Source organism: Kitasatospora sp. NPDC088264 (assembly GCF_040685715.1).
Classification (GTDB): Bacteria; Actinomycetota; Actinomycetes; order Streptomycetales; family Streptomycetaceae; genus Kitasatospora.
The window spans coordinates 56999-70544 of sequence record NZ_JBFBIR010000021.1; the positions used below are offsets into that span (position 1 = coordinate 56999).

A 13546-nucleotide genomic window follows, 5' to 3' on the forward strand; every position below is an offset into this window, starting at 1 on the left:
CGGCCTCGCGCGGGAAGATGTCCCCATGAGGCTCTTCGTGGCGGTCCTGCCGCCGGTCAACGCGCTCCAGGGGCTGTCGGACGCGGTGGCGCCGGTGCGCGGGCTGCCCGGGGCGGACCGGCTGCGCTGGACCACCGTCGAGGGCTGGCACCTGACCCTGGCCTTCCTCGGCGAGGTGCCGGCCGAGGAACTGCCGGAGCTGGAGGCGGGCCTGGCCGCCGTCGCCGAGGTGCATCCGGTGCACCGGCTGCGGCTGTCCGGCGCCGGGCGGTTCGGCGACCGGGTGCTCTGGGCCGGGGTGGAGGGGCAGACCTGGGCGCTGCGCAGGCTCGCCGAGGCCGTGTCCGAGGCCGCCGCCGGGGTGACCGGGGAGGTCGACGCCTTCACCTTCCACCCGCACCTCACCCTCGCCCGGGCCGGCTCCTCGCGCGGCCACCGGCGGGCCGTCCAGCGGCTCGCGGCGGCCGAGCTGGACACCCTGGCGGCCGCGCTGGCCGACTACCGGGGGCCCGAGTGGGAGGCCGCCGAGCTGCACCTGATGCAGAGCGACCTGGACGGCGGCTTCGCCCACTACTCCTCGCTGCGCGCCTGGCCGCTCGCCGACTGGAGCTGAGCCGGGGCGCGCCCGGGTCCGGGGCGGGGGGGGCCGGGATGGCCGTTGGGCCCGGGGTGGCCGTTGGGCCCGGGGCTCCGATCCGTCGGCGGATGGTCCGGAGGTACGCTCGTTGACCGTGGATCCCAAGACTCGTATGCGTATCGTGACCGGCACCCTGGTGCTGCTGCTGGTCGTCGTGCTGATCAGCTCGATGGTCGGCGGGTAGCCGGGCCGGCGGGCACGCCTACCCGGCCCGGTGGGTCGACCCCGCCGCAACGGCTGAGGGCCACCGCCCGGAGGCGGTGGCCCTCAGCCGTGCACGGGATCGCTCAGAGCTGCTCGACCACGTAGTCGATGCAGTGGGTGAGCGCCTCGACGTCCGCCGGGTCGATCGCCGGGAACATCGCGACGCGCAGCTGGTTGCGGCCCAGCTTGCGGTACGGCTCGGTGTCCACGATGCCGTTGGCACGCAGTGCCTTGGCGACGGCGGCGGCGTCCACCGACTCGTCGAAGTCGATGGTGCCGACCACCTGGGAGCGCTCGGCCGGGTTCGCCACGAACGGGCTGGCGTAGGAGGACTTCTCGGCCCACGCGTACAGCCGGGACGAGGAATCAGCCGTACGGGCGACGGCCCAGTCGAGCCCGCCGTTGCCGTTCAGCCATTCCAGCTGGTCGGCCAGCAGGAACAGGGTGGAGATCGCCGGGGTGTTGTACGTCTGGTCCTTCGACGAGTTGTCGATGGCCGTCGGCAGGTCGAAGAACGGCGGGATGTACCGGCCGGAGCCGGCGATCTCGGTGGCGCGCTCCAGGGCGGCCGGGGAGAACGCGGCCAGCCACAGGCCGCCCTCGGAGGCGAAGGACTTCTGCGGGGCGAAGTAGTAGACGTCGGTCTCGGTGATGTCCACCGGCAGGCCGCCGGCGCCCGAGGTGGCGTCCACCAGGACCAGCGAACCCTCGTCCGCGCCCACCGGGCGCTTGATCGGCATCGCGACGCCGGTCGAGGTCTCGTTGTGGGTGAGCCCGTAGACGTCGACGCCGGCCTCGGCGACCGGCAGCGGGTGGGTGCCCGGGGCGGTCTTGATGACGCTCGGCTCGGCGAGCCACGGCGCGGCCTTGACCGAGGAGGCGAACTTGGAGGAGAACTCGCCGAAGTCCAGGTGCTGGGACTTCTCCCGCACCAGGCCGAACGCGGCGATGTCCCAGAAGGCGGTGGAGCCGCCGTTGCCGAGGACGACCTGGTAGCCCTCGGGGAGCGAGAAGAGGCTGCTCACGCCCTCGCGTACGCGCTTGACCAGGTTCTTGACCGGGGCCTGGCGGTGTGAGGTGCCGAGCAGGGAGGTCTGGGTGGCGGCGAGGGCACTCAGGGCCTCGGGGCGCACCTTGGACGGTCCGCAGCCGAAACGGCCGTCTGCGGGCTTGATGTCAGCGGGGATCTGGATCTGAGCCACGCGCGCAGCCTACCGGCCGGGGAGCCGCCCGGGGTACGGTCGTCCGCCCGCTGAGACTGTGATCTTCACGGCTCCCAGCTGCGGAAACAGCGGGCCCGACGGAGGTCGGACCCGCTGCTCAGGGGTGGTGCGGACGAGGGGCGCCCGGGGCGCTCGGGGGGCGTTCGGCGGGCGCTCGGGGGCGCTCGGCGGGCTCAGTGGCCGATGGCGTCCCAGCCCTCGATCTCCTCGGGGCGGCGCGGGCCGGGGCCGATGTAGCGCGCGGCGGGGCGCACGAGCCGGCCGGTGCGCTTCTGCTCCAGGATGTGCGCCGACCAGCCCGCGGTGCGCGCACAGGTGAACATCGAGGTGAACATGTGCGCCGGCACCTCGGCGAAGTCCAGCATGATCGCGGCCCAGAACTCGACGTTGGTGGCCAGCACGCGGTCGGGGCGGCGGTTGTGCAACTCCTCCAGCGCGGCCTTCTCCAGCGCCTCGGCGACCTCGAAGCGCGGGGCGCCGAGCTCCTTGGCGGTGCGGCGCAGCACGCGGGCGCGCGGGTCCTCGGCGCGGTAGACGCGGTGGCCGAAGCCCATCAGGCGCTCGCCGCGGTCCAGCGCGTTCTTGACCCAGGTGGTGGCGTCGCCGGTGCGCTCGATCTCCTCGATCATGCCGAGCACGCGGGACGGCGCACCGCCGTGCAGCGGGCCGGACATCGCGCCGACCGCGCCGGAGAGCGCGGCCGCCACGTCGGCGCCGGTGGAGGCGATGACGCGGGCGGTGAAGGTGGAGGCGTTCATGCCGTGCTCGGCGGCGGAGGTCCAGTAGGCGTCGATGGCCTTGACGTGCTTCGGGTCCGGCTCGCCGCGCCAGCGGATCATGAACCGCTCGACGACCGTCTCGGCCTTGTCGATCTCGCTCTGCGGGACCATCGGCAGGCCCTGGCCGCGGGCCGACTGGGCCACGTAGGACAGCGCCATCACGGCGGCGCGGGCGAGGTCGTCGCGGGCCTGCTCGGCGGAGATGTCGAGCAGCGGCTTGAGGCCCCAGACCGGGGCGAGCATGGCGAGCGCGGACTGCACGTCGACCCGGATGTCACCGGAGTGCACCGGGATCGGGAACGGCTCGGCGGCCGGCAGGCCGGGGTTGAACTTGCCGTCCACCAGCAGGCCCCAGACGTGGCCGAAGGAGACGTGGCCCACCAGGTCGTCGATGTCGACACCGCGGTACCGCAGCGCGCCGCCTTCACGGTCGGGTTCGGCGATCTCGCTCTCGAACGCGACGACTCCCTCAAGCCCGGGTACGAAGTCGGACATACGACGGCTCCTTCAGTTCTGCGATCGGCGCTGCGCCGTGGTGGGGCGGCGCGCCAGTGACCGAATGGTGGTTGGCACTCGGTGCCAGAGTGACAGGCACCGGGTGCATTGCGCCATACACCACCATGGTGATGTTGCGCTTGGGCCCGCTTGACTTTTCCGCCGAGGGTCGGTCGTGCCCGGGAATCTCCGGAACCAAACGCCTGGTTCGGGACAATTCACCGTACGGGGGGCGGTCGAGCGGTGGCGGGACACCTTATCTCCCACCGGGGTTTGTCCGGAGGTAGCGGTGCCGGTTGCTTGTCGTACGGGATGATGTTGACGTGCAGACCCCGGAACGCGCCCAGTCGACGCCCCTGAGCCCCGCCACCCGGATCCTGGCCGACGATGCCCGGCCCGGACCGGACCTCACCGTGATGCGCAAGCACTACACCCACGAGGGCCTGGTCGAGGAACAGCTCGCGCCCGAGCCGATCGCCCAGTTCACCCGCTGGTTCCACGAGGCGGACGACGCCGGGGTGGTCGAGCCCAACGCGATGGTGCTCTCCACCGCCGACGCCCAGGGGCGGCCCAGCTCGCGCACCGTCCTGCTCAAGGGCTACGACGCGCGCGGCTTCGTCTTCTTCACCAACTACGGCTCCCGCAAGGGCTCCGAGCTCGCCGCCAACCCGTACGCCGCGCTGCTGTTCCCGTGGATCGCGCTGGCCCGCCAGGTGATCGTCCAGGGGCGGGTGGAGAAGGTCGGCCGGGACGAGACCGCCGCCTACTTCCGCACCCGGCCGCACGGTTCGCAGCTCGGCGCCTGGGCCAGCGAGCAGTCCAGTCCGGTCGGCGGGCGCGACGTCCTCGAACAGCGCTACGCCGAACTGGAGCGCCGCTACCCGGAGGGCGAGGGCGTGCCCGTGCCGCCGTTCTGGGGCGGGTACCGGGTGATCCCGGAGAGCGTGGAGTTCTGGCAGGGGCGGGAGAACCGGCTGCACGACCGGCTGCGCTACTTCGCCGATCCGGCCGGAGCGGGCGGGTGGCGGGTGGAGCGGCTCTGCCCGTAGCGGGCGGGTCTGCGAGGCGTTCGAATACCGGCGCGTCCGTCGGTGGGTTCGCCGTCGGGCTCGTCGGGCTCGTCGGGTCCGCCATCGGGCTCGTCGGGCTGGCTGTCGTGCGGTGGCGGGGGAGTGCGGGGCGCTGTCGAATCGCGCCAACTGGCCTTCGCCGACCGGTGGTTCGGATGGGGCGCGAGCGCCGGGGGAGCGGGCTCCGGCCGCGCCGGGGGAGCGGGTCGGGCCGGGGCGGCGGCCGTACGTCGGCGGAGGGGCGCCGCCAGGGTGGGTTCGGCGGCGCGACGCCGGTCCCCTGTGCGCCGGTCAGGTGCCTTCACGCGACCGCCGAGTGGGTGAACTTTTGGCGAGACTTCGCTGCGTGAAGGGGGTAGTGGGCTGTTAGGGGCGCGCAAGAGCACGGCGCAGCCCACGTGCTGGCAGTACCCTGGTCGACTAGGCCGACCTATATACCCGGCCCTGCTTCTCTCTAACCCCCATCGTGGAAGAGAATCGAACATGACACCCGCACTGGACACCATGCCCCGCACTGAACTGACGGAGCCTCAGGGCGAAACCCGGCCTTCACTGGCCGACCTCGCCCAGCTCGGCGCCGAGGAGCTCTCCACCAGGATCCGACGAGCCCTGCCCGACACCGGTGCGGGTGCGGTGCCGGTCGCGGCCTTCAACTCCTCCATCTGATCGGCCGACTGACCATCGGCTCCGGCTGAATCCGATCGACCATGACGCCAACTCCGCTGCCTTTCACCCAGTTCGTCGTGAAAGTGCACAGCCGGTGTGATCTCGCCTGCGATCACTGCTACGTGTACGAGCACGCCGACACCAGTTGGCGTCGACGCCCCAAGGTCATCGGTGACGAAGTCCTGAATAGGATCGCCGAGCGGATCGGCGACCACGCGGCCGCACACCGGCTGCCCGCCGTCCGGGTCGTCCTGCACGGGGGAGAGCCCCTGCTCGCCGGCCCGGACCGGTTACGCCACGCGGCCAAGGCGCTCCGGGCGGCCCTGCCGCCCGGCTGCGCACTCGACCTGCGCATCCACACCAACGGCGTCCAACTCGACGACGCCTACTGCGAACTCTTCGCCGAGGTCGGCATGAGGGTCGGCGTCTCGCTCGACGGCGACCGCGCCGCCAACGACCGCCACCGCCGCTTCGCCGACGGCCGCAGCAGCCACCCGCACGTCCTGCGGGCGGTCGAGCGGCTGCGCCGGCCCGCCTACCGGCACCTCTACGCCGGGCTGCTCTGCACCGTCGACATCGAGAACGACCCGGACGCCGTCTACCGCGCCCTGGCCGAACTCGACCCCCCCGCCGTCGACTTCCTGCTGCCGCACGCCACCTGGGAGGACCGGCCGAAACCGGCCGTCGACGGTGCGCGAACGCCGTACGCGGACTGGCTGTTGGCCGTGTACCGGAGATGGGACGCCGACGGCCGCCCGTTCGCCGTCCGCACCTTCGAATCCGTCCACCGGACGTTGCACGGGCTCTCCAGCCTCACCGAATCGCTCGGCCTGGAACCGTCCGACCTCGTCGTCCTGGAGACGGACGGCAGCTTCGAACAGGCCGACAGCCTCAAGACCGCCTACGACGGCGCGCCGGAGACGGGGTACGACGTCTTCACGCACAGCCTCGACCAGGTCGCGCTGCACCCCGGCATGACCGCCCGCCAGTCGGGGCTGGCCGGGCTGAGCGCCGCCTGCCGGGCCTGCCCGGTCGTCCGCAGCTGCGGCGGCGGCCTGTACGCCCACCGGTACCGGGCCGACACGGGCTTCGACAATCCCTCCGTCTACTGCGGTGACCTCATGAAGCTCATCAACGAACTCGCCGGCGACGCCGCCGGTTCCGCCTCTGGTTCCGCTGTCGGTTCCGCCGCCGCTTCCGCTGTCGCGGCGGGTCCTTCTGTCCCCGCCCAGGCCGGGGAGCCGGTGGTGCCGGCCACCCTCACCGAGCGGCAGCTCGACCAGCTCGCCCGCGGGTACGGGGACCAGGACACCGTACGGGCCCTGTCCCGCGCCCAACTCGCCCTCACCCGGGCCATGCTGGCCGCCGCCTGGGACGCCTCCGGGCAGCCCGGATCGGCGGCCTGGGCCCTGCTGTCCGAACTCGACGCGAGCGCACCCGCCGCCGTCGACACCGTCCTCGCCCACCCGTACGCCCGCGCCTGGGCCGCCCGCCGGCTCGCCGGGGACCTCACCGTCGGGCTCGGCCCGCTGGCCGCCCTGGCCGCCGCCGCCGCCGTCCGTGCCGGGCGGGGGGACGCGGTCGCGGTGCCGGTGCGCGGCGGGTGGCTGCACCTGCCGACCCTCGGGCGGACCGCCGCCCCGGACGGGGAGGCGGTCGTCACCGGCCTGGCCGACGGGTTCAGCGTGCGGGCGTCCGACGGATCGGTGTCCGCCGCCCTGGACGAGCCGCTGCGGCGGGTCCGGCTGGCCGGAGGGTGGACGGTCACCCTGGAGGACGTCGACCCGCTGCGCGACAGCCACGACCACGCCGTGGCCGGCCGGCTCTCCGACGGCGAACTGCTCGACTGGACGGGCGCGTTGCGCGAAGCCTGGGAACTGCTCGGGCACGACCTGCCCGCGTACGCGGAAGGCCTCCGGGCCGGCCTCACCACCATCACCCCGCTACGGCCGGGCCCCGCCGGGCGGGACGTCAGCTCGGCCGCCCGGCAGGCCCACGGCGCGGTCGGCATCGCCCGGCCCGCGACCGCGCCGACGCTCGCACTGCTGCTCGCGCACGAGTTCCAGCACGTCAAACTCGGCGCCGTACTCGACCTGTTCGACCTCCACGACCCGGCCGACGACCAGCTGTACCTCGCGCCCTGGCGGCCCGACCCGCGCCCGCTCGAAGGCCTGCTCCAGGGCACCTACGCGCACCTCGCCGTCACCGAGTATTGGGGCACCCGTGCGTTCGCCTACGACGGGCTGCCGGGCGAGGCCGCCGACCGGGCGCGCACCCAGTTCGCGCTCTGGCGCCGGTACACCGCCGAAGCCGTCGACCGGCTGGCCGGATCCGGCGCCCTCACGGCGCTCGGCTTGCGCTTCGCCGACGGCATGCGTGAGAGCGTCGCTCCGTGGCTCGCCGTGCCGTTGCCCGCCGCCGCCGAACGGGCCGCCGAACGGGCCCGCCACGAGCGCGGCCACGCCCGCCCCGCCGAGGTCTGACCCAGAGGAGCGGCCATGCGCACCGTCACTGCTCTCACCGGCACCGCCCTCACCGATACCGCCCTCACCGCTGGGGGTTTGGCCGCCGGGTTCGCCCAACTCGGCGTCCGCCCGGGCATGGTGGTGCACGTCGAGGCCTCCCTGCGCGCCCTCGGCCCGGTGGACGGCGGCGCCGCCACCGTCGCCGACGCGCTGCTCCACGTCCTCGGCCCCGGCGGCACCCTGGTCGCCTACACCGCCACCCCCGAGAACTCCGCCACCTCGCGCATCCACCAGACCGCCACCGCCGGCCTCACCCCGGCCGAGACCGCCGCCTACCGGGCCCGGATGCCGCGGTTCGACCCGGCGAACACCCCCTGCTCGCCGACCATGGGCGCCCTCTCCGAGGAGATCCGCACCCGCCCCGGCGCCCTGCGCAGCCGCCACCCCCAGACCTCCTGGACGGCCCTCGGCCGGCACGCCCGCGAGATCACCGCCCACCACCCCCTCACCTCCCACCTCGGCCCCGAGTCCCCGCTCGGGCGCCTCTACGACCTCGACGCCAGGGTGCTGATGCTCGGCGTCCCGATGGCCCGGTTCACCGCCTTCCACCTCGCCGACCAGCGCATGCCCGACGTCCCCCTGCGTGAGTACCGCTGCGTCGGCCCCGACGGCTGGCTCACCTTCCGGGCCCCCGAGCTCGACGACCTCCACTTCGCCGACCTCGGCACCCAGGTCCTCGCCGTCGCCACCGGCATCACCACCATCCACCTCGGCACCACCGACTGCCGCCTCGTCCCCGTCCGCGAAGCCGTCGACCTCGCCGAACACCTCCTCCGCCCCTGAGCCCCCGCGCGTCCCCCACCCCTCCTCCAGTTCGGTTGCTCCCGTCGCCGCTTCGGCCCCCCCGGTGGGGCGGCCCCGGCGGCGCCGGCCCCCCCCCCCCCCCCCCGACGGTCCTGTCCAGGTCTCTTGTGCGTAGGAAGTCGGCCTCACCGACTTCCTACGCACAAGGACGCGCCTACCTGTGGAGAGGGCTGGGCCTGCGCTCTCCGCACAGGCCCGGCCCGGTCATGACGTCGGCCCGCGTCCCAGGACACCTGGGACGCGGGCCGACGGATGCGGTGTTGCGCAAGAAGTCGGTGGGGCCGACTTCTTGTGCGACCCTCGCAGCAGGTTCGGTGGCGACGGAGCTGTTCGGCGCGATCACGTGATCACCCGGCCCCTGACGGACTACCTCCGTTTCGAGTTCGCGCACTATGTCCACAACGTCGCGGCCGGCGAGGACATCCGGATTCTCGACCTGACCGGCCGCGAGAATCCGGGCTTACCGGATCAGGATTTCTGGATGTTCGACGAGTCCAGGGTGGTCCCGATGAACTACCGCCCGGACGGGACGCAGATCAGTCGCGAGGTGTTCGACGGCGACCCGATCCGATTCGTCGAGTGGAAGCGCTTGGCCGTATCCGAGTCGGTTCCTTTCTCGGAGTACGTGAGAGCAAGCGGCTGAGTGTCTCTGGATCCGGAACGGCTCGGACAGTCCAAGTCCGAGCTGGGGAAGAAGCTGCGAGAGCTGCGCAAGCGAGCCGGCCTGGTGGTGGGGGAGGAGGGGAGGCCGGACCTGGGCCGGTTCGGCGTGACCGTCGGTGTAGACGGTGCACAGTCCGTCTGACTGGATGATCCTGGTAACACCGTCCCGGCCCGTTGACGACCGCTCCGCGCCGCTCTAGAACGGAGCACAGGCCCCGGACACGGCAGGACGTGTCGCGGCACGGACTGCCGGGGCACCCCCGAGAGATCCTGAGGAGCAATGCCATGGCTCCAGACGACAACGGCTGCCCGGTGCTGGACATGACCGCCCGGGCCCTGCACCAGCAGAACGCGGAGCTCCGCGCCGCCGGGCCCGCCGTGCGGGTCGAACTCCCCGGCGGCATCATCGCCTGGTCCGTGACCCGCAGCTCGGTGATCCGCGCTCTGACCGGCGATCCGCGGGTCTCCCGCGACCCGCGCAAGCACTGGCCCGGCCTGGCCGCGGTGCCCGAGGGGTGGCCGATGGGCCCGATCGCGTTCCAGCAGAACTTCTTCAACCGCTACGGCGACGAACACCGCTCGGCACGACGACGGATGGCGCCCTCGTTCTCGCCCCGCCGGGTGTCCGCGCTGCGGCCCGGGATCGAGGCGACGACCACCGCCCTGGTCGGCGCGTTCCGTGACCTCGCCCCCGGCGAGGCCGTGGACATCCGCCGGGCCCTCTCGCTCCCGCTCACCATGACGGTGATCTGCGACCTCTTCGGCGTACCCGCCGACATGCGGCCGCAGATCGGCCGGTCGATGGACACCCTGCTGACGACGACGGCGACGACCGAGCAGATGACGCTCGCGCGGGCGGAGATCAACGTGGTGCTGGTCGAACTGCTGGAGCTCAAACGGCGCGACCCCGGGCCCGACCTCGCCAGCGACGTGGCCGCCGTCAGCACCGGCGGCGACACGGGCCGCGCCGAGGAGGAGTCCCGCGACGAGCTCTTCCTGATGCTCGGCGCCGGGTACGAGACGGCGGTCAACCTCATCACCAGCGCCGTCCAGGCGCTCCTCACCCACCCCCGCTACCTGGCCCAGGTCCGCGAGGGCGCCCTCGCGTGGGAGGACGTCATCGAGGAGACCCTGCGCCACGAGAGCCCGGTGATGCACATCCCGCTTCGCTACCCGCTGGAGGACATCGACCTCGGCGAGGGCGTGGTCATCCGGCAGGGCGAGCCGATCCTGCTCGGATTCGGCGCGGCCGGCCGGGACCCGGAGGTCCACCCGGACCGGCCGGACGACTTCGACCCGACCCGCCCCGACAAGGAGCACCTGTCCTTCGGCTACGGCCCGCACTTCTGCCTCGGCGCACCCCTGGCCCGGCTGGAGGCCGAAGTGGCCCTGGGCGGCCTCTTCGGCGCCTACCCCGGCAGTGTCCTGGACCCGGCCAGCCCGACGCCGGCCCGCCTGGAGTCCGTCATCATCAGCGGCCCGGCCGAGCTCTGGATCGTCCCGAGGCCCACCGCAGAGTGACGGCGGCACCTGGGGGAAGGGCGGCTCCCGCGAGTTCGCGGGAGCCGCCCTTCCGTCGAAGGCGGCGACGTTCCTGTCGAGCCTCCCTGTGCATAGGAAGTCGGTGGGCCCGACTTCCTATGCAGGGCCGGATGCTTCTACACAGTGGCCTCACAAGCTGTCATCGCGGCGGCCAGCACGCGTTTCCGAGTGATCCATTCCGTATTGCCGGCTTCGACTGAGCACCGTAGGGCCTCGATCATCTCTTCGTCGGCTGCAGCCGGTCTGGCCAGGTGCGCCCGCATGTAGTGCCTGAAGATTGCCGGCAACTGCTCGGGCCGGGTTGCGGCCTTGGCCTGCAGGGAGAAGAGGGGGAGGAACCAGGCTTCGAAGCTCTCCTTGATCGCCGGGGTGGCTCGGTATGCGTCGTGGAGCGGTTGAAGATCTGCCGTGTGGTTGTAGGGCAGGTGTCCGTGGAGGGCATAGCGGAGGCGGATGCCGTCGTGTTCGCGGAAGTGCAGGCCGTGGGCGGCGATGTGGTTGGCGGCATTCTGGGTGGTGGCCATGACGGCCACCTCCGCCCGGTGCCTTCGGGCTGCGGCGAGGACGGTGGCATGGATGCCGGCGCGCGGGTCGAGCACGAGGCGGTCGAGACCGACTGGCGACAGGTCGATGCCGTGGTCGCGGGTACGGGAGAGGATCAGGCGCCCTGGAACCTTGCCGACGGTGCCCTGAAGGTGTCTGGGCTGCTGTCGGTGACTGGCGTGGATGTCCGAGCGGTCGAGGATGGGGCGGTCCTTGGCGAGTTCGGCGACAAGGTGAAGGCTTGTGCGGTCCCGGGTGTCGGTGCTGCCGCAGGCGTTGCAGGGGCGGCCACCGGTACCGGTCATGTGGCCGCAGGCCCGGCAGGTGGGAACGGTCTCACGGCTGATGGTCAGGGTGCCGGCGCGGAGGTTGTTCTCGATCATCTCCAGGGCGAGGCTTGCGACCTCAGTGTCGGTGTCGGTCATGATGCCGCCTGCCGGAGACTGCCCCGGCGCGTACTTGCTCGCGATGAGGTCGGCCTCAAAGCGCTGACGGGGGATCTTCGGCCCCTCAGCCTCGCGGTGGCGGAGGTCTCCGGCGAGGGTGGCGGTGTTCCACAGGTGGGGTGCGGGCGGTGAGCCGAGGATGGCGTTGAGGGCGGCGGCGAGGCGGATGCCGACGGCCTTGCCGGGGCGGGTGCCGAAGATGAAGGTCCCGTTCTGGACAGGGCCGTTGAGGAACAGGTGTCGCACGGACTCCTCCTAGATCGGCGGGGTCGTGGTTCGCGTCTGGGTGAACCGGCCGTCTCGCAGTTCGTAGTGGAGGATCGCGGCGTTGGGCATCTTGCCCTTCCGCTCCTCGGCGAGGATCTCGGGCAGGGTGCAGGCTTCGAGTAGGGAGCGGAGTGCCACTGCGGCGGTCTGGTGGGTGAAGGCGACGATGGTGCTCGATTCCTGGAGTTCGGCCTGGGCGAGGGCGGCGAACTCGGTGGCCCGGTTGAGTACGCCTTCGGCGAGCGACTCGCCGCCACCCGGTGCGGTCCAGAGGTGCTTGCGCAGGCGGCGGTCCTCGGCGAGTTCGGGGTAGCTGTCGTTCAGCTCACGCTTGGTCATGTAGGTGGCGTCGCCGTAGTGCTGCTCGTCGAGGAGCGTGGTCTGCTGGGGCCAGCCGTCGGGGATGTCGGGCAGGGCGATCGCGGCGGTGTCGATCGTCCTGCGGTAGGTCGACGTGTAGACGCGTGGCGTGGGGCCGGCGAGCTTCGGCAGGATGCCGGCGAGCCACTGGGCCTGCCGGAAACCGTGCGGGGTGAGGCCGACGATCGTGCGGGAGATGGTGTGGGCGACGGCTCCGATGCAAGGGCGCGGGTCCTGGTAGAAGCCGTGGTACTTGTCGGCGTTCTCGACGGACTCGGCGTGCCGGATGACGAGCAGGGCCACCGCGCGGCGCCTACGCGGCGAGGTTGGCGACGTAGGAGCCGCTGACGGTCCAGGGGGTGAGCTCGATGCCGAAGCTGCTGCGGTCGCCGTCCTGGGAGTGGACGAGTTTGCCGGACAGGTGCACGGTGTCTCCGGATCGGAACGCGCCGGTGTAGGCGCCGAGGTAGGAACGCATGTGGGTGATCCGGCGGGCGAAGGAGTCGGGCTCGTCGATGGTCGAGCTCAGGATGGTCCTGACCTTGATCCCATAGAGCGCCGGGGTGGTGAGGCCTTCGGCGTGGTCGGTGATTCTCGCGAGGAGGGAGATCTCTCCGATCTCCTTGGAGGAGATGCGGGAGAAGGGTCTGTCGCGGTCGGAGCGGATGGGTTCGCAGTTGATGTGCGCGCCGGAGCTGGAGGTGAGCCCCTGGAGCTTTCGGCGTTCCTGCTTGATGAGGGCCTCGAAGGAGCTGCCCTCCATGTACTTGGCCCGGCGGATGTACAGCCGGGTCAGGTCGTCTCCGTCGTAGGGCTTGATCAGAGCGGTCTGCTGGAACAGGTCCTGGGCGGCCTCGTAGCCCTCCGGCCCGTAGCAGACGAGGTCGATGTCCGAGCGTTCGTTGAAACAGCCGACGAGAAAGGACCCGGTGACACCCAGGAGATCCCGGGCGCCGTTCGTGGCGACCCACTCGGTGATCGCCAGGAGGTCCTTGCCTGCCGGATTGTCGGCGACCGATCCGGGTTCCTCATGGATGGCAGAGAGGGCCTGGCGGCACGAGTAGTGGACGGCGACGTCCTCGCGCGGAATGCCCGTGATGACGCAGCCGAGGGCGTCGGAGTAGACGTAGCACTCCGGTCGGTCGGCAAGGATGCCGAAGGATTTCGACACGACACTGTTCTGCCGGTAGGTCCGGCCGAACACCCGCCGGTCCCCCTTCTCGTCCGGGTGGTACTTGACGTAGCCCAGGTAGTGGCTGCCGGGGTGGCTGTCCCCGATGACCTTGAAGACGACGCCGTGGTGATCCATCAGGTAGTCACGG

The 13546-nt window shown here is 71.9% G+C and carries 12 protein-coding genes; 7 read left to right on the plus strand and 5 right to left on the minus strand.

Annotation, left to right across the window (positions count from 1 at the left end; all coding sequences use genetic code 11):
- Positions 1-25: 25 nt before the first annotated feature.
- Positions 26-613 (plus strand): RNA 2',3'-cyclic phosphodiesterase, encoded by a 588-nt coding sequence (gene thpR, locus AB0O82_RS18755; protein WP_363584962.1) that lies wholly within the window; start codon positions 26-28, stop codon positions 611-613.
- Positions 614-924: 311 nt separating this feature from the next.
- On the opposite strand, the gene serC is transcribed toward thpR, so the two are convergent.
- Together serC and AB0O82_RS18765 are read right to left on the minus strand one after the other, a co-directional pair.
- Positions 925-2043 (minus strand): phosphoserine transaminase, encoded by a 1119-nt coding sequence (gene serC / locus AB0O82_RS18760; RefSeq protein WP_363584964.1) that lies wholly within the window; start codon positions 2041-2043, stop codon positions 925-927.
- 194 nt (positions 2044-2237) lie between these two features.
- Positions 2238-3338: a citrate synthase 2 gene (locus AB0O82_RS18765; RefSeq protein WP_350877533.1), complete on the minus strand. Its 1101-nt coding sequence runs from the start codon at positions 3336-3338 to the stop codon at positions 2238-2240.
- Between the two features lie 416 nt (positions 3339-3754).
- Between AB0O82_RS18765 and pdxH the strand changes: the two genes are divergently transcribed.
- The 6 genes from pdxH to AB0O82_RS18795 all read left to right on the plus strand — a co-directional run bounded on the left by pdxH (position 3755) and on the right by AB0O82_RS18795 (position 10587).
- Positions 3755-4387, plus strand: coding sequence for a pyridoxamine 5'-phosphate oxidase (gene pdxH / locus AB0O82_RS18770; RefSeq protein WP_363585069.1), 633 nt, complete (start codon positions 3755-3757; stop codon positions 4385-4387).
- Positions 4388-4891: 504 nt separating this feature from the next.
- Positions 4892-5074, plus strand: coding sequence for an FxSxx-COOH cyclophane-containing RiPP peptide (fxsA, locus tag AB0O82_RS18775; RefSeq protein ID WP_350877535.1), 183 nt, complete (start codon positions 4892-4894; stop codon positions 5072-5074).
- Between the two features lie 122 nt (positions 5075-5196).
- A complete protein-coding gene (locus AB0O82_RS18780) occupies positions 5197-7557 on the plus strand; it encodes an FxsB family cyclophane-forming radical SAM/SPASM peptide maturase (RefSeq protein ID WP_363584967.1) in 2361 nt (786 codons plus the stop codon).
- 15 nt (positions 7558-7572) lie between these two features.
- Positions 7573-8382, plus strand: coding sequence for an AAC(3) family N-acetyltransferase (locus AB0O82_RS18785; RefSeq protein ID WP_363584969.1), 810 nt, complete (start codon positions 7573-7575; stop codon positions 8380-8382).
- 181 nt (positions 8383-8563) lie between these two features.
- On the plus strand, positions 8564-9046 hold the full coding sequence (locus AB0O82_RS18790; RefSeq protein WP_363584971.1) for a DUF6879 family protein: 483 nt from the start codon (positions 8564-8566) through the stop codon (positions 9044-9046).
- A gap of 305 nt (positions 9047-9351) precedes the next feature.
- Complete coding sequence (locus AB0O82_RS18795) at positions 9352-10587, plus strand: cytochrome P450 (protein WP_363584973.1); 1236 nt, start codon at positions 9352-9354, stop codon at positions 10585-10587.
- A 137-nt stretch (positions 10588-10724) separates the two neighbouring features.
- Here AB0O82_RS18795 and AB0O82_RS18800 read toward each other — a convergent pair whose 3' ends face one another.
- Genes AB0O82_RS18800 through AB0O82_RS18810 form a run of 3 tightly spaced genes read right to left on the minus strand, consistent with a single transcriptional unit; the run spans position 10725 to position 13533 of the window.
- Positions 10725-11843 (minus strand): hypothetical protein, encoded by a 1119-nt coding sequence (locus AB0O82_RS18800; RefSeq protein ID WP_363584975.1) that lies wholly within the window; start codon positions 11841-11843, stop codon positions 10725-10727.
- A 9-nt stretch (positions 11844-11852) separates the two neighbouring features.
- Positions 11853-12527 carry a histidine phosphatase family protein gene (locus AB0O82_RS18805; RefSeq protein ID WP_363584977.1) on the minus strand — a complete coding sequence of 225 codons (675 nt, stop codon included), beginning with the start codon at positions 12525-12527 and terminating at the stop codon, positions 11853-11855.
- A 10-nt stretch (positions 12528-12537) separates the two neighbouring features.
- Positions 12538-13533 (minus strand): nucleotidyltransferase domain-containing protein, encoded by a 996-nt coding sequence (locus AB0O82_RS18810; RefSeq protein ID WP_363584978.1) that lies wholly within the window; start codon positions 13531-13533, stop codon positions 12538-12540.
- Positions 13534-13546 lie beyond the last annotated feature (13 nt).